Origin of the sequence: Noviherbaspirillum saxi (genome assembly GCF_003591035.1) — a bacterium.
GTDB classification, from domain to species: Bacteria; Pseudomonadota; Gammaproteobacteria; order Burkholderiales; family Burkholderiaceae_D; genus Noviherbaspirillum; species Noviherbaspirillum saxi.
The window spans coordinates 221,725-240,933 of record NZ_QYUO01000002.1 but is presented as its reverse complement, the minus strand read 5'-3'; the positions used below and the strand labels follow the sequence as shown (position 1 = coordinate 240,933).

Below are 19,209 nucleotides of genomic sequence, written 5' to 3'. Positions count from 1 at the left end.
CAAGATGAAACAACGCTGGAGAGCCCTTGCAAGTCAATGGCTCTCCATTTTTACATTCACGGAAAAACTATGACGGTAATTTACGTCGAGGACGTCGTCGACAGCATTGCGGATGCGCTTCAATTCATCAGCTACTACCATCCTGCAGATTTCATCGATGCACTCAAAGACGCGTACGAGAGTGAGGGAGGGGCGGCAGCGAAGAACGCCATATTGCAGCTGCTGGTCAACAGCCGGTTAAGCGCAATGGCAAAGCGGCCGATTTGCCAGGACACTGGCGTCGCGCATGTATTCCTTGAAGTCGGGATGGAAGTGCAATTTTCCAACCGCCTTGGCGGGTTTCTTCCGACCATTCAGCAGCTTGTAGATGAAGCCGTCCGGCGAGCCTATCTGAGTGAAGTGAACACCTTACGTGCGTCCATGGTGTCGTCGCCGCTCGGGATTCGAAGTAATACACGTGACAACACGCCAGGCATCGTTCACGTTGAAATGGTGGCCGGCGCGCGGCTTGGCGTCACGGTCGTTGCCAAGGGTGGCGGTGGTGATGTCAAGGCACGGTTTGCAACATTAAACCCAAGCGACTCGCCCGCTGATTGGATTATTGAACAACTTCCAGGGATGGGCGCCGGATGGTGTCCGCCCGGTGTTCTCGGGATAGGGATTGGCGGGAGCCCGGAACAGGCGATGCTGCTCGCGAAGAAATCCTTGTTCTCGCCGATCGACCTGCATCAGTTAAGGGAGCGAGGACCAGTAAGCCCGGTAGACGCGCTTCGCCTGGAAGTCGCCGAGCGTGTCAATGCGCTCGGGATCGGCGCACAAGGGCTGGGAGGCCTAACGACAGTGCTGGATGTGAAAGTAATGGAGGCACCATGCCATGCCGCCACTCTGCCAATCGCACTCATTCCCAATTGCGCGGCAACCCGACATATCCGTTTTTTCCTCGATGGTAGTGGCCCGATGACGTTTGAACCGCCAGACCCCGGTATCTGGGATGGCATTCCGGACATGCTGCCAACTGACGGCGGCATGCACGTTGATCTCGACACGTTGACCAAGATCGAGGTCGCCCAATGGCGAGTCGGGCAGACGCTGCTCTTGTCCGGCAAGTTGCTTACGGGAAGAGATGCCGCGCATAAGCGGCTCACTGACATGCTGGCCGCTAACGAACCGCTTCCGGTTGACCTGAAAGACCGTGCCATCTATTACGTCGGTCCTGTGGACCCTGTCGACGGTGAAGCGGTAGGATCAGCCGGACCTACGACGGCAACGCGAATGGACAAGTTCGTCGCACCATTGCTAGAGCAGACTGGATTGCTTGTGATGATCGGAAAAGCGGAACGAGGTCGAGCCGCACGTGAGGCAATACATCAACATGGCGCCGCATATCTTGTTGCAGTAGGTGGAGCAGGATATCTGGTTTCGAAGGCAGTCCTGTCGGCGCGTGTGATTGCCTTTCCCGATCTGGGAATGGAAGCGATCTATGAGTTTGAAGTCCGCAATATGCCAGTGACGGTGGCCGTAGATGCAGCCGGGGGAAACATTCACAGCGTCTTTAATCTCGTTAAGGTCTGAACTGCAAGATAATCAGGGCAGGGCCTACGGTAGTCTCGCGGATCAGCTAAGCAGGTAAACAAAACTTCCTTGACATTACGCGACACAGTCAAAAATCTTCGGATAGAACGCCAGAGGTTTGCAGCGTTTTGGCATTCGACGGTCCTGTGACGTAATCGATCAACGACGCGATCTGTTCATCGATCGAGGTATATTGCTTGTTCGCGCAGATGGCGTCCTTGCCCTGGCCCCACAGTGTATCCAGCGGAGTGCGTTCCGGTGCATGTTTGGGCAGCCATAGGGACGAAAAAGACGCCAAAAACTGAACAGCGGCTCCCACTCATATTGAAAGCGACGTTTCTTTATGGAAGTGTCCGAAATACGTCTGTACGCCTTTTCTTCTCATGCCTTCTGCGCGGTCAAACTAGCCGGATAACAGCAGCTTTAATCTCCACTGCTATCCAGATCACACTTTGCTTTAAATAGCGGATTGAGTTTAATCTTGGATGCCGAACATAATTCGATACCATTCCGCCCCCATGTCGAATTTTTATGAAGATAGACCTTTTACGGAGATAATTGTCTACATAGACGTCCGCATCGACGTATATCTATCCATGGCGAGCGTGGCTAGGGAAGGCCTCCATCGCATATTTTACAAAAATGGTTGGAGGTCCCCTTTTCGTCGTACGCTGGTTTAATGCATGTGTTGTCCGCCATTAATCGCAATATTGGCTCCGGTAAGGAACGCTGCCTCATCAGATGCCAGATAAGCGACCAGTCCGGCGACTTCTTCAGGCTTGCCCAGGCGAGACATCGGAATTTGCGGAATGATCTTCGTATCCAGTACTTCCCGAGAAATCTCCCTTACCATTTTCGTGGCAATGTAACCAGGCGACACGGTATTGACGGTTATCCCCCTGCGTGCCACTTCCAAAGCTAACGCCTTGGTAAAGCCATGCATACCCGCCTTGGCAGCTGAATAATTGGTTTGCCCGAAAGCGCCTTTTTGGCCATTCACAGACGAGATGTTAATTATTCGGCCCCAACCACGTTCCATCATCCCATCGCATATCGGCTTAGTCATGTTGAATACGGAATCGAGATTGGTCTTCATCACTGCATCCCAATCAGGCTTGCCCATTTTCTTGAATGTCGTATCGCGCGTGATTCCTGCATTGTTGACCAGGACATCAATCGGTCCAAGTTCCTTGGTAATCCGATTGATGCATTCCTGTGCGGATTCATCATCTGCTACATCACAAGGGTAAGCACGGAAACCGAAACCGCCGGCTTCCATGTCCGCCAACCATTGCTGGGACTTAGTATTGCCTGGCGAGTAAGTGGTGACCACTCGATAACCCACTGACGCCAACTTCATACTGATGGCTTCTCCTAAGCCTCCCATTCCGCCGGTCACTAATGCGATCTTTGTCATGATGCGTCCTTTTCAGTTAATGTGTACCTTCAAATATTTTTTGATGTGACTTCGTATGTGTTACAAGTCTCACGTCGCGCGCTGGCTAGCTCAGTCACTGCAATGCGGTCGGAGTCCGCTTGACCGGTTGCTTTTCTGATTTACGCGCGACGTTTTCGTTGGAAGCTGGAGGCTCTTTATCGGGCATGCTGGTCGATCGGAACATTGTATCGGTCCATCGTTCGTATCCTGAAACCAGTGTATTTAGTGTTGCGTAAAACAGCGGGCGGGTAGTCTCATTACCGGCCAAATTCGTTCGTGTCGCCTGATCGAAGGCAGCGGCGAACTGTTGTTGCAGCTCCTTGCTATGGGATGCCAAATCAGCCGCGAATTCGCTGCAAGCTAAAGAAAAAATGTCTGCAACAGAACGTGTGTACAGCGTTGCCGCTTCCACATTCTGTTTGATGTTCGCTGCAGTGAGCGAAACGCGTTCTTGCGGATCTTGTGTGGAAAGAATGCGTCTTGCCGCCGCATGAGCGCTATCCCAATTGACGGTCGCTGTCTGCAGATTGACCTTTGCAATCTGCGTGCTGGTCTTCACTACCATACGACTGCTTGACGCAACTATCGTCATCTGTGCTTCAATGACGTTCCGGGTAACCGGAAAAAGCGGTTGATCTGGCGTGAACAAATTACTCTCCTTTTTTATGTTGTTGATAAATGGTGACCGGAACAGGCGGGGAAATGACTTTTTTATCTGTCCGGGGTGAAAAGCAATAGTGGGGTCGAAAAGCCTCGATCCTTCGGGGGCATAGAAACAGCACTGGGATGGGAACGCGCATGTAGAAAATGTCCATGGCTCGTGCAGGCCAAATTTTGGATCGCTGCACAATTGACCCCACTCATGGTGTGTTCGTGATTCAGGTAACAGTAGAGTGATAGGTAAACCAGGAAGGACTTCATAATCATGGCCAAGCCAGATTTCGACAGTAGAACTGGCAAATGCAATATGGTTGGCACGGTCAAGCAATATTGTGAACGGCTGCGTTATATCGATCGCCATGGGTGCCACAGAACACATTGATCCATCGTGTCCATTAATCTGCATAGCTGTCCCCTCGATTTAGCCGGGCCATCGCAAGCTGCTCGAGAGTGCGGCGAAGCGCTTTCAATTCATAGCTCTTATCGAAAAAAGCATATGCGCCTGCATTGATGTAATGCCGTCGATAAATGTCGTCGGCATAGTTAGACACCACGATGACCTTTGTGTGGGCATAGCGCTCCATCGCCAACTGCAGAACCGGAGCCCCGCATTCACCGCGAAGTTGAATGTCAAGCAGAACGACGTCTGGTTGATTTTTCGCAATGCCTACGAGAGCGGCCATCACATGACCATACTCGCCGCATAACAACAAGCCCTCGATCTTGTCGATCATATGGCGCCATACCCCACATACGGCATCGGAATCCTCAACCACCATGACGCGAAGCATGGTCTCTCTCGCGACAAGCCATTGACTTAGATGGTGATCTTCCGATCCGCGGGTTTCAGGTTTTTCGACGGGTAAGCAATACCAGGGCGCGCTGTGAATAGAAGTGCCTAGTTCCTGCATGTCTCATTGTTTATATGTTTTTTTGAAAGATCAGTATTGCGACCTTTCCTTCGCTCATCTATCAGCGAATGTGCATTTTGATGTCATGTAAACGTTGGTCCCAGACTGTAGGAATTTGCTTACCGTGTGACGGAAAAGGTAGTTTGCAACTTTGTGTTGAGAATAATCAAAAGACGAGGCCGGTTTCAAACGAACTGCGCCGCCGCCGTGAGTCCTTGCGTACTGAAAGATGCGGGGCAAAATTGGCATGCGCGCCGACGACCCACGGACTTTGGAGTGTTTGATAGGTGATGAGGTTACACACCGATTGTGCGAGTCCGGAGCGTATGGGTCACATTTTTAGGGAGACAAGGTTCACGGCCGCATAGGTCCGCCTAAATCCCGCATAAGGGCGCGGGATTCGTCGCTCAAAGCAGCTGCATTACCGTTGAAAATGATGCTGCGACAATGCGCCTCTTTAATCAGTCTGGATACACTAAGGGCCCGTCCAGGAATAAGTTGCACATTTGTGGTGGCCGTAGCGGGCGCGCTGCGGCGTTACCCGCCGCTGGCAGTGCTCGCACTGCGGCGCGTCGGGCGCCTTGCATCGCATCCCGCTACGACCACCAAAATGCACACCTCATTCCTGGACGGGCCCTAAGCCTCTGATCACATCAGAAGGCCATTCTGACGGGCGTATTGCGCCATTTCTGAATTCGTACTTAGTCCAATCTTTTCCAAGATTCGTCGACGGTAAGTAGTGACCGTGCTTGCACTGAGATGGAGCGTGTCGGCGATCCGGACAAGGCTTTCGCCGGACGCAATCAATTTCAATACTTCTAGTTCACGATCAGAGAGTGCTTCGAAGGAAGTAAGAGCTTCGCCGCTGATCATGCTGACAAACTTTTCGGCAATGGTAGGACTGATATATCGGCTTCCCGCAGCAGCCTTACGAATGGCTGTTTCGAGGACCGCCGCCGGGCTTGTCTTCGACAAATAACCGGAGGCACCGAGTTTAAACGCGCGCAGTGCATAGACCTCTTCCGAGTACATGCTCAACACCAAGACGGCCAGCTTTTTATGTTCGGCACGTAGCAGCCTGAGTAGTTCGAGTCCATTCTTGTCTGGTAACGCAATATCTACCAGCGCGACATCAAAGCCGTTGGTCTGCGCAATCCGCAATGCGGTATGCGCATCCTCGGCTTCGGCAACCACTTCAATATCATGTGCCGAGTTGAGCATCAGGCGCACGCCGCTGCGAGCAACGGTATGGTCGTCCACCAGCAGGATTCGGATCTTCTTAACAGACATGGGGACTTTGCAATGGTAGCTTAAGCATCAGGATGGTCCCCTGTCCCGGCATTCCGGTAATGACGAATTCGCCACCGAAGTACCTGACCCGTTCATACATACCGCGAATACCCCATGATTCCCTTTGCGGAAAATTATCGGTATCGATTCCTTTTCCGTCGTCTTCCACTTCTATGATAATGCAATTGTCCTGGTACCCGACGCCAATTCTGACTTCTGATGCGTTTGCATGGCGAATGACATTGGTCAGCGCTTCCTGAACGATGCGAAACAGCATCGTGCTTCGCTCTGTATCAAGCTCGATGTCAGCCGCCGTTCTGGTAATCATGCATTGGCATGACAGTCCGGTTTGTGTAGCGATGCGGTCCGCGTACCACTCGATGGCTGCCCAGACGCCGAGCTGATCAAGTACGCTAGGACGCAAGTCGGAAATAATCCGACGGACTGATTCAACCGCGCCATCGATGAAATGGGAGGCCTCAATGAGAAGCTTGTCAGGCGCCATGCCGGCGTCTTCGGCGTTCTGAATTGCGACAGTCAGGTAGGCCTTCAGCCCGGTAAGCACGCCGCCCAACTCGTCATGAATTTCCCGTGCAATGCGTTTTCGCTCCTCTTCCTTGAGTTTTTGCTGGTGTGCTGTCAGACGCCTCAAATCGTCGTGTGATTGCTGTAATGCCCGCTCAGCCAGCTTGCGTTCAGTAATGTCCATAAACGAGCCAATCATCGTGACGAGCTCTTGTTTCTCATTGTAGACAGGATGGCCCTTGCTGAGCACATAACGCACAGAGCCATCGGGCCGGATAATTCTTTTTTCGATGTTATACGGTAGTCCATGCTTCCTGGTCGCTGCCACGGCGGCTCGTGTTGCTTGTTGGTCATCAGGATGCACGATACTCAGTGAGAACTCCAGATCGAGCTTTCGTGATTGCGGTTCCAATCCACATATCCGATAGAACTCGTCCGAGCAAGTAAGCTCTGCGGTAGTAGCATCGATTTCCCAGCTTCCAAGATGCGCAACGCTTTGGGCATGGGTAAGTACGTACTGCGTGTGCAGCAGCTCTTTCTCGCTGCGCTTGCGCTTTTCCACCTCATCCTTGAGCTGCACATTTGCCTGCGTCAGCGCGTCCGTTCGCTGGATCAGTAGACGTTCATGATCGCGAAGTGCTTCTTCAGCCCTTTTCCGCCGTTCTGCCTCGGCCTTGAGCGCATAAGTTTGATGCTGTAACCTGACGAGTGTCAGGTGGCCTTCCTCTGTCACGCATTCGCCGTACTCTGCTTCGGCTGGGCATACACGCGAGTGCAAATGGCAAATGTCATTGATGGCGCGGGTATGTTGGTCAGCTGGAAACACGCTTAAGGGATAACCACAAAGCAGTGTAAAGGAATAATGTTTGGCCAATCCGTTCCATAACTCTTCAACACGAATGGCCGCATCGTGTTTTCCTTGCTCGCACAGCAAGGCCACCATTTCACCGAACGCACGTACGTGCCTGTCGGCGCCAGCGCTAAAGGAGTTTATTAAATGGCCGATGACTTCATTGAATCGTTGCTGATCTGGCCAGCCATCAATCAGTATGCTTGGCAGCACCTTGTCTGCATCAAGAAAAAGACAGTGCCTTTGGTCGTGAAGCATGCTGGCCGCAGACTCGCCAACTTCTTTTTTTAGGCGCTGGCGGAGAGCGGCAAGATGCGGCTCAGTGGCAATAAGAATAGCGAGATCGCCGGTCAAAAGACCACTGCCAATAAATGCGGAAACGGAATCTAGAAGATGGTCCTCATTCGCATAAAACTGAACGATGTGTTTACATGTATTTTTATCCGGAAGGTCATCCATATGCATTGGGAAGGTACGGAACAACCTTTGTTGGTACAAAAGAATGATGATTTGGTAGTGTTAAATTCTACATCAGCTTGGTCGCTCTACAGAAATCTTATCACCAGAGTCAGTATTCTGGGTCGAATAGATATTTGCCCTTTAACGTGGTCTTATAAGAATTCATCCTAAGGCTTTACTGAAATCCGCATATCTCTTGGTGGAGTCCCGGTTTTATGGGGGAACGCCTTTTGTCTTTTCGGGTTTCAACGTTAACGCAGCCGCAGTAGCGGAATGCTCGTCCAATGCGCCTCGGCAGTCTTTCTGCATGCGCTCTCCACCATCTCCCGAAAATATACTCGATTCGCCAGTCCCGTAAGCTCATCGTGCTGCGCTATACGACGCATTGCCTCCTCCTGTTCGAGGCGTCGAAACGGCAAGGCAACCAGAATGCCTACAGCATTCGCGAGCCTCCACAGTTGCGCATCCTGCTGGCGTTTCTGGACACTATAAAAATTCGATTACGCCAAGTCCATGCTGCTCCACATCGCCCGAACCATATGAAACGGGCGGGGATAGCCGCATTCAAGTCCACACGCGTGGGCACCTTGCCTTCTCAAGAACGTATAGTCGTGTGCCATATCCTCAATCCACTCCGTCTGATTTTCAATCCATACTTTTCCGACAAAGCCTTAGTGAGTACGAATTGATCGTCGCGTGCTTTCGATGGCAAAGATGTAGAGGTTGTGATCTGCGTGATACCAATATTGGCGGCAGACGAGGCGCTTCGAGAACCCGTGATTCGGCCCCCAGCAGGCCCCCGTTCCCAACCGCAGGAACTAGTGAATCTGTGGTCGATCTTGATCACGTCAACCGGCCATTGCATCAAGTGTCTTAGCGAGGAATACCCCACCCCGAAGTCATCGATAAAAAACCGAAATCCTCTGTTCATCAGAAGATCAAGCTCGGAAATTGATTTCTCCGGGTCTTGCATCACGCTGCTTTCAGTAACCTCTATCCCTAGCCAGTCCGATTCCGCGTCCCAGGTCTTGAGAAGAGAAATCAGACTTTCAGAAAGGTCCGGTTCATTCAGATTGCGTACCGACAGATTGACGGCCTACGGGATACGGATGCCTTGCTTACTCCACTCGTGATACTGACTCAATGACTACCAAAAGCGCAACTTTTCTTCTTCCGAAAAGGTACTAATCTTCTGACGGTAAAAGTCGCAGTAAATGGTGGTGAGTGGGATCGACACGCCAGTGTTGATGCGAATACTCAGCAGCTGGAATTGAACGAGTCGGGGGCAATGGCTTCCTACCCCGTCTCACGACAGCCCCATCAAAAATGTGTAGTTAGGTTTGTAGGTGCCACCAAAAATTGCGGTCGGGCGTAATGTAAATCATTGAAAAATAAAGAGTAATTTCCTACATCAGAATGATGTCGTACTGCTCCTGATGATAGAGGTTCTCCACTTGCAGTGAAATCGGCTTGCCAATGAAATCGCCCAGCATTGCCAGATGCTGTGACTCTTCTTCCAGAAACATGTCGACCACGACCTGGGATGCGAGGATGCGGAATTCACGCGGGTTGAACTGCTTTGCTTCGCGTAGCAGTTCACGCAGGATCTCGTAGCATATGGTGCGCGCAGTCTTCACCTGCCCCTTGCCGGAGCAGGCGGGGCAGACTTCGCACAGGATATGCGCCAGCGATTCGCGAGTGCGCTTGCGCGTCATTTCGACCAGCCCGAGGGCAGAGAAATTCGAGACCGATACCTTGGTGCGGTCGCGCGACAACGCCTTGTTCAATTCGGCCAGCACCGCGCTGCGGTGCTCGGTATTCTCCATGTCGATGAAGTCGAGGATGATGATGCCGCCCAGATTGCGCAAACGCAGCTGGCGCGCGATCGCATGCGCGGCTTCCAGGTTGGTCTTGAAGATCGTGTCATCGAAATTGCGGCCGTTGACGTAGCTACCGGTATTGACATCGATCGTGGTCATCGCCTCGGTCTGATCGACGATCAGGTAGCCGCCTGATTTCAGGTCGACGCGCCGTCCGAGCGCGCGCTGGATTTCTTCCTCCACGCCGTACAAATCGAAGAGCGGCCGTTCGCCGGTGTAGTGTACGAGCTTGGACAGCACAGACGGCGTATAGGTATTGCCGAATTGCTGCAGCATCTGGAAATTTTCGCGCGAGTCGATCTGTATCGTCGCGGTTTCGTCATTGACGAAATCGCGCAGCACGCGCTGAGCCAGATTCAGATCCTGATACAGCAGATTCGGCGCGGGCCGGGTCTTCGCTTGTTGCGTAATCGTGGCCCAGGTCTTGCGCAGGTAATCGACGTCCATCTGCAGGTCGGACTCCGATGCTTCCTCGGCCATGGTGCGGATAATGAAACCGCCTTTTTCTTCCGCCGGCAGCAGTTTTTGCACACGGCTTTTCAGCTGCTCGCGCTCGGCTTCCTTTTCGATGCGCTGCGAAATGCCGATATGCGAATCCTGCGGCAGGTAGACCAGCATGCGACCGGCGATAGAAATTTGCGTCGACAGGCGCGCACCCTTGGTGCCGATCGGATCTTTGATGACCTGCACCATGATCGCCTGGCCATCGTACAAAAGCTTTTCGATGGGGGTGGCCGGCGTATTCGAGTTGTCGTGCGGCCGCGCTTCCCAGATATCGGCGACATGCAGGAAGGCCGCGCGTTCGAGCCCGATGTCGATGAACGCCGACTGCATGCCGGGCAGCACCCGAACCACCTTGCCGAGATAGATATTGCCCGCCATGCCGCGCGACAGCGTGCGCTCGATATGGAGTTCCTGCACCGCTCCCTGGAGAATCAGGGCGACCCGTGTTTCCTGGGGAGTGATATTGATGAGGATGTCTTCGCTCATGGACCTGTCAGCCGATATTCAGAGGTTACAAGCGAACCTGGCAAGCGCGTAGCGATAGGCCGGCATGCAGCCATGGCCGTGCGATCGACATGGTTCGTGTTATGAATGCATTCCAAAACGTGCGGCGCCAGGTAGCAATAGTGTCGTCTGTTGCTTGCGCAACGGGGCTACCGCCACGCGTTTTGGAATGAACGCATCAAACATCCGTTCAGCGGACCGGTCCCAGTACCGGTATGCCTGCCTGATTCAGCAGGCTTGCCGTTTCATGCAGCGGCAAGCCCATGATGCCTGTATAGCTGCCCGCAATATGCGCGATGAATACCGAAGCCAACCCCTGTATGCCGTAGCCGCCGGCCTTGTCATAAGGCTCAGACGTCGCGCAGTAGGCGCGGATCATGTCTTCCGATATCGGCGCAAAACGCACTTCGGACGTTTGCAGCGTCTGCCAGTTGTCTTCGTCACGGTGCAGGGCGACGCTGGTCAATACCTGGTGCGTGCGGCCGGAGAGCGCACGCAGCATGTCCATCGCGTCGGCCTGGTCGGCGGGTTTGCCGAGGATGCGGCCGTCGATGACCACCGTGGTATCGGCCGCCATCACCGGGCGAATCGGCAGCCGGCGCATCATCATCATCTTGGCGGCGAATTCCGCTTTTGCGCGCGTGACGCGCACGACATAGTCTTCCGCCTTTTCACCTGGATGCACGTCTTCGTTGACTTCCGGGCCGCGCGGCGCGGCGTCGCGCAGAAGCAGCAATTCGAATTCGACGCCGATCTGGCGCAGCAGCTCGCGACGGCGCGGGCTCTTGGATGCGAGGTAAATCTTGTAGTCTGCTGGTTTCATGACGCAGTATTCTTATACTCGGTGATACGGATGATTCTGGGTGATGGACCATGCGCGATACAGTTGCTCCGCGAGGAGCACGCGCACCATCCCGTGCGGCAGGGTCAGGCTCGATATCCTGACCAGCATGTCGGCCGAAGCCTTCAGGCCGGCATCGAGCCCGTCGGCACCGCCTATCACGAATGTAACATCCCGGCCGTCTTGTTGCCACTCCGTTAGAAGTCGCGACAGTTGCATCGTCGTAATGTCCTTGCCGCGCTCGTCCAGAGCGACAATGCGCGATGCCTTTGGAATCGCCGCTTCGATCTTGGCGCGTTCCAGCGCCATCACGGTTTCGGCAGTCTTGCTGCCGGAGCGCTCGACCGGCTTTATTTCCTTGAGCTGGATACGGCATTCCGGCGGCATACGCTTGGCGTATTCGGCAAAGCCGTCTTCGATCCAGCCCGGCATCTTGTGCCCGACCGCCGCTATGACAAGCTGCATGACGACTTATTCTGCCGCTTTCTTGGTACTGCGTTTGGCCGCCGTTTTGCGCGGTGCGGCAGTCTTGGTGGCGGCGACTTTTACAGTCTTGCCGGTAGGCGCCTTCGGTGTCCTGGTGGACGCGGTTTTGGCGGCTGTTTTCTTGACGGCGGTCTTGCGGGCCGGTTTCTTGGGTTCGTCGTCGACCGTCGTCTGGCTTGCGACCAGGTGGCGCGAACGCTTCTTCGGCGCTTCTTCTGCCATGTCTTCGGAAGCAGTACGCTTGGAAATACGTTTGGCTGCGCCGAACTTGACTTCCTTGTCGCCCCAGATTTCTTCAAGACGGTAATACTCGCGGATGGCCGGCTGCATGATGTGTACCACCATGTCGCCGAGGTCGACCAGTACCCATTCGCCGGTGTCTTCACCTTCGATACTGACGATATGGCCGCCTTTTTCCTTGACCTTGTCGCGTACCGATGCGGCCAGGGCCTTGGTTTGTCGATTGGAGGTGCCGGAGGCGATAGCGAGGCGGTCGAACATGCTCGTCAGATGGATCGTGTCGTAGACCCGGATGTCCTGGGCCTTGACGTCCTCAAGGGCGTCGATTACGGTGGATTGCAGTTTTTTGATGTCCATTAGCTTGTATAAAGATGATGTTGTTGGAGATAGTCTAGCACCCCGGCTGGAACGAGCGCGTGGACGGGCTCGCCATGTTGAAGTGCTGAACGAATTTGCGTGGCTGAAATATCGTATGCAAGCGTGGAGGCCAAGTAGGCTAAACCATGCGGCGTCGTGCGAATCTGTTCTGCGCTCGCAAGCCGGCGTGAAAAGGCGCGCGCAACTTCCGGCGCCAATTGCGCCATGTCGAAGCCGGGACGCGAGGCGGCGCAAATATGCGCATGGTCGAACAGCGACTGCCATTCTTTCCAGGTATGCAGCTGCTGCAACTGGTCAGCGCCGATCAGAAAGGCGATCGACACGTCCGGACCGAGTTCTGCACGCAATGTCTGCAGCGTGTCTATCGTATAGGTCGGCGTCTGGCGCCGGATTTCCTGTTCGTCGATGATCAGCGGAACGGAAAGATGTGCAAAGGCGATGCGCAGCATATCGATGCGCTGTGCAGGCGTTGCACGTAATGCCGATTTTTGCCATGGATTACCCGCCGGCAGCAAGCGCAGCTCATCCGGAGCGAGCAGAGTGGAGAAAAAGTTTCCCAACGCCACATGGCCGTTATGTACCGGGTCGAAGCTGCCTCCCAGCAATGCGATGCAGCGGTTTATACCCATTCGCGCGGCACCAGAAAATCGGAGTACAGCGCCGCTTCCGGCGTACCTGTTTCCGGTGTCCAGTCATAGCGCCATTTCACGATGGGCGGCATCGACATCAGGATGGACTCGGTCCGTCCTCCAGACTGCAGGCCGAACAGAGTGCCGCGATCGAAAACCAGATTGAATTCCACATACCGTCCGCGACGGTATGCCTGGAAGTCGCGCTCGCGTTCGCCATAGGGCGTGTCCTTGTGTTTGGCCAGGATGGGAATATAGGCATCGATGAAGCGGTCGCCGACGTTTTTCATCATGGCAAAACTCTGTTCGAGACCGAGTTCATGGAAGTCATCGAAGAAAATCCCGCCCACGCCGCGCGGCTCCTTGCGATGCTTGAGATAAAAGTAATCGTCGCACCATTTCTTGAAGCGCGGATGCAAATCGTCTCCGAAGGGGGCCAGCGCGTCGCGGCAGCTTTGATGGAAGTGACGGACATCGCTTTCATCGCCGTAATAGGGGGTCAGATCCATGCCGCCGCCGAACCACCATACCGGCTCCTTGCCTTCGGCGCTGGCGATGAAAAACCGGACATTCATATGCACGGTCGGCGCATAGGGATTGCGTGGATGCAGCACGAGCGACACGCCCATCGCTTCCCACGCGCGCCCGGCCAGCTCCGGCCGGTTCGCGGCGGCGCTCGGCGGCAAGGCGGTGCCGCTCACATGCGAAAAACCGACACCGCCGCGTTCGATCACATTGCCTTCTTCGAGAATGCGGGAAATGCCGCCGCCGGCGATCGGCCCTTCGCCATGCGGACGTTGCCACTGGTCCATGAGAAAGGACTTTCCGTCGACTTGCTCGATGGCGGCGACGATGCGCGCCTGCAGGTCGAGCAGGTAGGTTTTGACGTCGGCCGAAGTAAGGGATGTTGTCACGATCTTGTGTTTGTTCGTTATGTGCTCGCGCTGGGCGCAGTCTTGTTTTAACACTTATGGCGGATAAGCGCGCATGAAAGCGGCTGTACGGGTCGCTTTGACAATCCGGTCGGGCGCGTTAGCAACTACCCAGCCTCATGCCCGGACATATGCAGCGGCGAAACGCGACGCTGAAAGAAAACAGCGGCACGGTCATCCTCGGGATGGCCGTGCCGTATCGTCAGACCCGTGTTGATGCAGACTTATCCGTGGCGCTTCAATGCGCGCCAGCCGATATCGCGACGGAGTTGAGCGCCGTCAAAATGGATCTGTTCCACCGCGTCATAGGCATGCTTCTGTGCCATTTTGACATTGTCGCCAAGACCGACGACGCATAGCACGCGTCCGCCCGAAGTGATCAGCTTGCCGTCGGCCATCGTCGTGCCCGCATGGAAAGTCACGCATTCCGGGTTTTCGGCCGGGATGCCGGTAATTGCATCGCCCTTGCGCGGCGCATCGGGATAGCCGGCGGCGGCCATCACGACACCCAATGCGGTGCGGCGGTCCCATTCCAGTTCGACTTCGTCGAGCGTGCCGTTGACCGCATGTTCCATCACGGTCACCAGGTCGGTCTTCAGGCGCGCCATGATGGGCTGGGTTTCCGGATCGCCCATGCGGCAATTGAATTCCAGCGTTTTCGGATTGCCCTTGTCATCGATCATCAGGCCGGCATACAAGAAGCCGGTGAAGGGAATGCCATCCTTGCTCATGCCCAGTACCGTCGGGTTGATGATTTCGCGCATGATGCGCGCGTGCAGCGACGGCGTCACGATCGGCGCCGGGGAATACGCACCCATGCCGCCGGTATTCGGACCTTCATCATTGTCTTTCAGGCGCTTGTGATCCTGGCTAGTCGCCAGCGGCAGCACATGCTTGCCATCGACCATGACGATAAAGCTGGCTTCCTCGCCGTCGAGAAACTCTTCAATCACCACGCGTGCGCCGGCATCGCCCAGTTTGTTATCGGACAGCATCATGTCGACTGCGGCATGCGCTTCATCGACGGTCATCGCGACAACCACGCCCTTGCCGGCAGCCAGGCCGTCAGCCTTGATGACGATGGGAGCGCCTTTCTGGTTGATGTACTTGCGTGCCGCCTGCGGATCCGAAAACGTCTGGTAATCGGCGGTCGGAATGCGATGCCGTTTCATGAAGGACTTGGCGAAATCCTTCGAGCTTTCGAGTTGGGCGGCTTCCTTCGTCGGCCCGAAAATCTTCAGGCCCTGTTCGCGGAAAATATTGACGATGCCCGCCGCGAGCGGAACCTCCGGACCCACGACTGTCAGCGCGATATGTTCCTTGATCGCAAACTGCGCAAGCCATACCGGGTCCGAGATGTCGACATTTTGCAGGCGTGGATCGAGGGAAGTGCCGCCGTTGCCCGGCGCCACATAAACCATTTGTATCCTCTCGGATTGTGCAAGCTTCCAAGCCAGGGCATGTTCGCGGCCGCCTGAACCGACTACCAGAATTTTCATGAGAATCTTATTGCGTTATTGAATATTGCCTGCAGGGCGGCGTGCAGGTCATGCGTCGCCGCCATGGCAGATAAAGCCGGATATCGTTACCATTCGCGTTACTTTTCGCGTCACTCTTCGATAATGGCGTTGGTATAGACCTCTTGCACATCGTCGAGGTTTTCCAGCGCGTCCAGCAATTTCTGCATTTTTACCGCGTCGTCGCCGGCAAAGACGGTTTCGGTTGCCGGCTTCATGAGGATTTCGGCCATTTCGGCTTTGAAACCCGCTTTTTCCAGCGCATCCTTGACTGCGGAGAAATCGTGCGGCGGCGTGATCACTTCGATACCGCCTTCGTCGTCGGTCAGTACATCTTCGGCGCCGGCTTCCAGCGCGGCTTCCATCAAGGCGTCTTCATTGGTGCCCGGCGCGAAAAACAGCTGGCCGCAATGCTTGAACATGAAGGCGACCGAACCTTCGGTCCCCATGTTGCCGCCGAACTTGGAAAATGCATGGCGTACCTCGGCCACGGTGCGCACCCGGTTGTCAGTCATGCAATCGACGATGATGGCTGCACCGTTGATGCCATAGCCTTCGTAGCGGATTTCTTCATAGTTGGCGCCATCCAGACCGCCGGTACCGCGCTGGATTGCGCGATTGACGTTATCTTTTGGCATGTTGGCGTCAGCCGCCTTGTCGACAGCCAGGCGCAGGCGGGGATTGGCGGCGATATCGCCGCCGCCCAGGCGGGCCGCGACCGTGATTTCCTTGATCAGGCGTGTCCAGATCTTGCCGCGCTTCGCATCGGTCGCGGCTTTTTTATGTTTGATATTGGCCCATTTACTGTGTCCAGCCATGGCAAATCTTTCTTGGAAGTGAACGAGGGAGGGCAGGGCGCAATGCATCGGCGCGCATCCGTCGCCAAAATAATCAAGTGCCAAGCCGAAAACCAATCTACAATTTTACCATACCACCCCCGGTGAAATTTCCCTGAAGGACAGTCCCACATGCCCATCAAACCCTTGCTGATCGCCAAACACCAGGATATCGACCTTGCCTTGTTGCCCAGTCTGGCCAACCGCCACGGGTGTATCACCGGTGCGACCGGAACCGGCAAGACAGTAACGCTGCAGGCCTTGGCGCAGGCGCTGTCGGACATCGGGGTGCCGGTCTTCATGGCCGATGTCAAGGGCGATCTGTCGGGCCTGGCCAAGCCGGGTTCGGCAACGCCACGGATCAAGGAAAGGCTGGACCTGCTGACGCTGGAAGAACACGCCTGGGCCGCCTGCCCGGTCACGTTCTGGGACGTGTTTGGCGAAAAAGGCCATCCGGTGCGCGCCACCGTATCCGACCTGGGACCGCTGCTGCTGTCGCGCATGTTGAACCTGAACGAGGTACAGCAAGGCGTCCTGCAACTGGTATTCAAGGTCGCCGACGACCATGGATTGCTGTTGCTCGATTTGAAAGATTTGCGAGCCATGCTCCAGCATGTCGGCGAAAACGCCGCCGAAATCCAGACCGAATACGGCAATATCTCGGCGGCCAGCATCGGCGCAATCCAGCGCGGCCTGATCGCCATCGATGAACAGGGCGGCGACCGCTTCTTCGGCGAACCCATGCTCAACATCGACGATTTCATGCAGACCGATGCGCGTGGCAAGGGCGTCGTCAACATCCTGGCGGCGGACAAGTTGCTGCATTCACCGCGTCTGTACGCGATTTTCCTGCTATGGATGCTGGCCGAACTGTTTGAGCACCTGCCGGAAGTGGGCGATCTGGAAAAGCCGAAACTGGTGTTTTTCTTTGACGAAGCCCATCTGCTGTTCGATGAAGCGCCCAAGCCGCTACTGCAAAAGATCGAGCAGGTGGTCCGCCTGATCCGCTCCAAGGGCGTCGGCGTGTATTTCGTCACCCAGAACCCGCTGGATATCCCGGACACGGTGCTCGGCCAGCTCGGCAATCGCGTCCAGCATGCTTTGCGCGCCTATACGCCGCGTGATCAGAAAGCGGTGCAGACCGCGGCTGAAACCTTCCGCCCGAATCCCAAACTGGATACCGCGCAAGTCATTACCGAACTGGGGGTTGGTGAAGCGCTGGTTTCTTTCCTCGACGAAAAAGGCCGTCCTAACATCGTCGAACGTGCATTCATCATACCGCCGGCATCGCAGATCGGGCCGATTACCGATGTTGAACGCGATGAGTTCATCGCCAGCTCCATCATTGCCGGCGTCTATGAAAAATCGGTAGACCGCAAATCGGCCTATGAAAAACTGAAAGGTCGCGTCGCCACGCAGATGCGGGACAAGGAAGAAGTACAGCCCGCCAAACGTGGGCGTGCATCCTCGTCCGCCACAGCTGCATCACGGCAAGATGCGGAACCTGCTCCGCAGGAAGGCGGCTCATCGTTCGGTGATTCGGTGCGCGATGCCATGGGCGGCCTGTTCGGCAGCGGTGGCGTTGGCCGACGCAAGGATACGATGGTCGAAGCAATGGCGAAATCGGCCGCGCGCAGCATTGGATCGCAGGTCGGTCGCGAAATCATTCGCGGCGTGCTCGGTTCCATCATGAAGCGATAGTGCGAAACGCTTCACCTTCGGATTGCATATCTTTGCCTGCGTCGAATGCGGCGCTGCCATCCGGAGTTTTTTCATAAAACCGGCGAAGGTCTTTTTCGCTGCAGGTAAGAAAATTCCGCACGGCGTAAAATTGCGGAATGCCTTCCACTTCCTTTTCCGCACCGGATCGTCGCGCTTTCTTGATCGGCCTGGCGATCGCCATCGCGGGAGCGGTTCTGTTCTCGGCCAAGGCGATCGTTGCCAAGCTGCTCTATCGTCACAACATCGATGCAGTCACGCTGTTAGCGTTTCGCATGATGTTTTCGATGCCATTTTTCGTCGCGGTCGCGATCTGGAAATCCCGTACCGAGCCGTCTCTTACGAACGGCGAGTGGGTCCGCATCGTGCTGATGGGCTTGCTCGGTTATTACCTGTCGAGCTTTCTGGATTTCCTCGGCCTCGAACATATCTCCGCCGGCCTTGAGCGCCTGATCCTGTTTCTGACGCCATCCTTTGTACTATTGCTGTCAGTAGCCTTTCTCAAGAAGCGCATTACCGGCCTCGAATGGCTGGCGCTTGGCACCGCGTACCTGGGCACGGTGCTGGTGTTCTTGCACGATGTGCGGCTGGGCGGATCGAATGTTGTGCTGGGCAGCGTTTTCGTACTCGGCAGCGCCTTCACTTATGCGGTATACCTGCTGATGTCCGGCGAAATGGTGCGGCGCGTCGGTTCGATCCGACTGGTTGCATACGCCATGTGCGTCTCAAGCGTGGCCTGCATCGCGCAGTTCTTTCTGCTGCGGCCGGCTTCGATGCTGGTGCAACCGATGGAGGTCTACGGCTTGTCTTTGTTCAACGCTGTATTCTGTACCGTATTTCCCGTATTCATGACCATGGTGGCAGTGTCGCGTATCGGCGCGCCGACGACTTCGCAAGCCGGAATGATAGGACCGGTTTCAACGCTCTTCCTGGGTGCGCTGATCCTTGGCGAACCAATAACGGGCATACAGCTTGCGGGCACGGCACTGGTGCTGACCGGAATTTATTTATTATCGAAAAAACGCGCATAGGAGAAAT

At 55.2% G+C, this 19,209-nt stretch carries 19 protein-coding genes; 3 read left to right on the top strand and 16 right to left on the bottom strand.

Going from position 1 to position 19,209, the window contains the following annotated elements:
- The first annotated feature begins 69 nt into the window (after positions 1 to 69).
- Entirely contained in the window at positions 70 to 1,572 is a 1,503-nt protein-coding gene (locus D3871_RS16990) for a fumarate hydratase (RefSeq protein WP_119771400.1), read from the top strand.
- An 88-nt stretch (positions 1,573 to 1,660) separates the two neighbouring features.
- Here D3871_RS16990 and D3871_RS16985 read toward each other — a convergent pair whose 3' ends face one another.
- From D3871_RS16985 to D3871_RS16915, 15 genes are all read right to left on the bottom strand, one after another.
- The gene (locus D3871_RS16985) at positions 1,661 to 1,870 is read right to left on the bottom strand and encodes a hypothetical protein (RefSeq protein WP_119770303.1); all 210 of its coding nucleotides are present in this window, start codon (positions 1,868 to 1,870) and stop codon (positions 1,661 to 1,663) included.
- Between the two features lie 378 nt (positions 1,871 to 2,248).
- Positions 2,249 to 2,989, bottom strand: coding sequence for an acetoacetyl-CoA reductase (phbB, locus tag D3871_RS16980; RefSeq protein ID WP_119770302.1), 741 nt, complete (start codon positions 2,987 to 2,989; stop codon positions 2,249 to 2,251).
- A gap of 94 nt (positions 2,990 to 3,083) precedes the next feature.
- The gene (locus tag D3871_RS16975; RefSeq protein WP_158597964.1) at positions 3,084 to 4,031 is read right to left on the bottom strand and encodes a phasin family protein; all 948 of its coding nucleotides are present in this window, start codon (positions 4,029 to 4,031) and stop codon (positions 3,084 to 3,086) included.
- Between the two features lie 34 nt (positions 4,032 to 4,065).
- Positions 4,066 to 4,581, bottom strand: coding sequence for a response regulator (locus D3871_RS16970; RefSeq protein ID WP_119770300.1), 516 nt, complete (start codon positions 4,579 to 4,581; stop codon positions 4,066 to 4,068).
- 648 nt (positions 4,582 to 5,229) lie between these two features.
- Entirely contained in the window at positions 5,230 to 5,871 is a 642-nt protein-coding gene (locus D3871_RS16965) for a response regulator (RefSeq protein ID WP_119770299.1), read from the bottom strand.
- A complete protein-coding gene (locus D3871_RS16960) occupies positions 5,861 to 7,705 on the bottom strand; it encodes an MEDS domain-containing protein (RefSeq protein ID WP_158597963.1) in 1,845 nt (614 codons plus the stop codon). Before D3871_RS16960 ends, D3871_RS16965 begins: the two co-directional genes overlap by 11 nt.
- Positions 7,706 to 8,300: 595 nt before the next feature.
- Positions 8,301 to 8,792 carry an EAL domain-containing protein gene (locus D3871_RS31700; RefSeq protein ID WP_119770297.1) on the bottom strand — a complete coding sequence of 164 codons (492 nt, stop codon included), beginning with the start codon at positions 8,790 to 8,792 and terminating at the stop codon, positions 8,301 to 8,303.
- Positions 8,793 to 9,111: 319 nt separating this feature from the next.
- A complete protein-coding gene (gene rng / locus D3871_RS16950; RefSeq protein ID WP_119770296.1) occupies positions 9,112 to 10,575 on the bottom strand; it encodes a ribonuclease G in 1,464 nt (487 codons plus the stop codon).
- 208 nt (positions 10,576 to 10,783) lie between these two features.
- On the bottom strand, positions 10,784 to 11,416 hold the full coding sequence (locus D3871_RS16945; RefSeq protein WP_119770295.1) for a Maf family protein: 633 nt from the start codon (positions 11,414 to 11,416) through the stop codon (positions 10,784 to 10,786).
- A gap of 12 nt (positions 11,417 to 11,428) precedes the next feature.
- The gene (gene rlmH / locus D3871_RS16940) at positions 11,429 to 11,899 is read right to left on the bottom strand and encodes a 23S rRNA (pseudouridine(1915)-N(3))-methyltransferase RlmH (protein ID WP_119770294.1); all 471 of its coding nucleotides are present in this window, start codon (positions 11,897 to 11,899) and stop codon (positions 11,429 to 11,431) included.
- Between the two features lie 6 nt (positions 11,900 to 11,905).
- Positions 11,906 to 12,517, bottom strand: coding sequence for a ribosome silencing factor (gene rsfS, locus D3871_RS16935; protein ID WP_119770293.1), 612 nt, complete (start codon positions 12,515 to 12,517; stop codon positions 11,906 to 11,908).
- The gene (locus tag D3871_RS16930) at positions 12,517 to 13,167 is read right to left on the bottom strand and encodes a nicotinate-nucleotide adenylyltransferase (RefSeq protein ID WP_119770292.1); all 651 of its coding nucleotides are present in this window, start codon (positions 13,165 to 13,167) and stop codon (positions 12,517 to 12,519) included. The genes rsfS and D3871_RS16930 overlap by 1 nt, the downstream gene beginning before the upstream one ends.
- Positions 13,158 to 14,081: an oxygen-dependent coproporphyrinogen oxidase gene (hemF, locus tag D3871_RS16925; protein ID WP_420799666.1), complete on the bottom strand. Its 924-nt coding sequence runs from the start codon at positions 14,079 to 14,081 to the stop codon at positions 13,158 to 13,160. Before hemF ends, D3871_RS16930 begins: the two co-directional genes overlap by 10 nt.
- Before the next feature lie 242 nt (positions 14,082 to 14,323).
- Positions 14,324 to 15,598 (bottom strand): phosphoribosylamine--glycine ligase, encoded by a 1,275-nt coding sequence (gene purD / locus D3871_RS16920; protein WP_119770291.1) that lies wholly within the window; start codon positions 15,596 to 15,598, stop codon positions 14,324 to 14,326.
- Between the two features lie 110 nt (positions 15,599 to 15,708).
- A complete protein-coding gene (locus D3871_RS16915) occupies positions 15,709 to 16,434 on the bottom strand; it encodes a YebC/PmpR family DNA-binding transcriptional regulator (RefSeq protein WP_119771398.1) in 726 nt (241 codons plus the stop codon).
- 150 nt (positions 16,435 to 16,584) lie between these two features.
- On the opposite strand from D3871_RS16915, the gene D3871_RS16910 reads away from it, so the two are divergent.
- The gene (locus D3871_RS16910) at positions 16,585 to 18,153 is read left to right on the top strand and encodes a helicase HerA-like C-terminal domain-containing protein (RefSeq protein ID WP_119770290.1); all 1,569 of its coding nucleotides are present in this window, start codon (positions 16,585 to 16,587) and stop codon (positions 18,151 to 18,153) included.
- Here D3871_RS16910 and D3871_RS30280 read toward each other — a convergent pair.
- Positions 18,140 to 18,301 (bottom strand): hypothetical protein, encoded by a 162-nt coding sequence (locus D3871_RS30280; protein ID WP_158597962.1) that lies wholly within the window; start codon positions 18,299 to 18,301, stop codon positions 18,140 to 18,142. The two genes, D3871_RS16910 and D3871_RS30280, sit on opposite strands and share 14 nt — an antisense overlap.
- Here D3871_RS30280 and D3871_RS16905 point away from each other — a divergent pair.
- Positions 18,291 to 19,202, top strand: coding sequence for a DMT family transporter (locus tag D3871_RS16905; protein WP_119770289.1), 912 nt, complete (start codon positions 18,291 to 18,293; stop codon positions 19,200 to 19,202). The two genes, D3871_RS30280 and D3871_RS16905, sit on opposite strands and share 11 nt — an antisense overlap.
- The last annotated feature ends 7 nt before the right edge of the window (positions 19,203 to 19,209 follow it).

Excerpts from the sequence above, each read along its gene's own strand:
- D3871_RS16990 (WP_119771400.1), top strand. The coding sequence starts at position 70 with ATGACGGTAATTTACGTCGAGGACGTCGTCGACAGCATTGCGGATGCG.
- phbB (WP_119770302.1), bottom strand. The coding sequence starts at position 2,989 with ATGACAAAGATCGCATTAGTGACCGGCGGAATGGGAGGCTTAGGAGAA.
- D3871_RS16975 (WP_158597964.1), bottom strand. The coding sequence starts at position 4,031 with ATGGCGATCGATATAACGCAGCCGTTCACAATATTGCTTGACCGTGCC.
- D3871_RS16970 (WP_119770300.1), bottom strand. The coding sequence starts at position 4,581 with ATGCAGGAACTAGGCACTTCTATTCACAGCGCGCCCTGGTATTGCTTA.
- D3871_RS16965 (WP_119770299.1), bottom strand. The coding sequence starts at position 5,871 with ATGTCTGTTAAGAAGATCCGAATCCTGCTGGTGGACGACCATACCGTT.
- D3871_RS16960 (WP_158597963.1), bottom strand. The coding sequence starts at position 7,705 with ATGGATGACCTTCCGGATAAAAATACATGTAAACACATCGTTCAGTTT.
- rng (WP_119770296.1), bottom strand. The coding sequence starts at position 10,575 with ATGAGCGAAGACATCCTCATCAATATCACTCCCCAGGAAACACGGGTC.
- D3871_RS16945 (WP_119770295.1), bottom strand. The coding sequence starts at position 11,416 with ATGAAACCAGCAGACTACAAGATTTACCTCGCATCCAAGAGCCCGCGC.
- rlmH (WP_119770294.1), bottom strand. The coding sequence starts at position 11,899 with ATGCAGCTTGTCATAGCGGCGGTCGGGCACAAGATGCCGGGCTGGATC.
- rsfS (WP_119770293.1), bottom strand. The coding sequence starts at position 12,517 with ATGGACATCAAAAAACTGCAATCCACCGTAATCGACGCCCTTGAGGAC.
- D3871_RS16930 (WP_119770292.1), bottom strand. The coding sequence starts at position 13,167 with ATGGGTATAAACCGCTGCATCGCATTGCTGGGAGGCAGCTTCGACCCG.
- purD (WP_119770291.1), bottom strand. The coding sequence starts at position 15,598 with ATGAAAATTCTGGTAGTCGGTTCAGGCGGCCGCGAACATGCCCTGGCT.
- D3871_RS16915 (WP_119771398.1), bottom strand. The coding sequence starts at position 16,434 with ATGGCTGGACACAGTAAATGGGCCAATATCAAACATAAAAAAGCCGCG.
- D3871_RS16910 (WP_119770290.1), top strand. The coding sequence starts at position 16,585 with ATGCCCATCAAACCCTTGCTGATCGCCAAACACCAGGATATCGACCTT.
- D3871_RS16905 (WP_119770289.1), top strand. The coding sequence starts at position 18,291 with ATGCCTTCCACTTCCTTTTCCGCACCGGATCGTCGCGCTTTCTTGATC.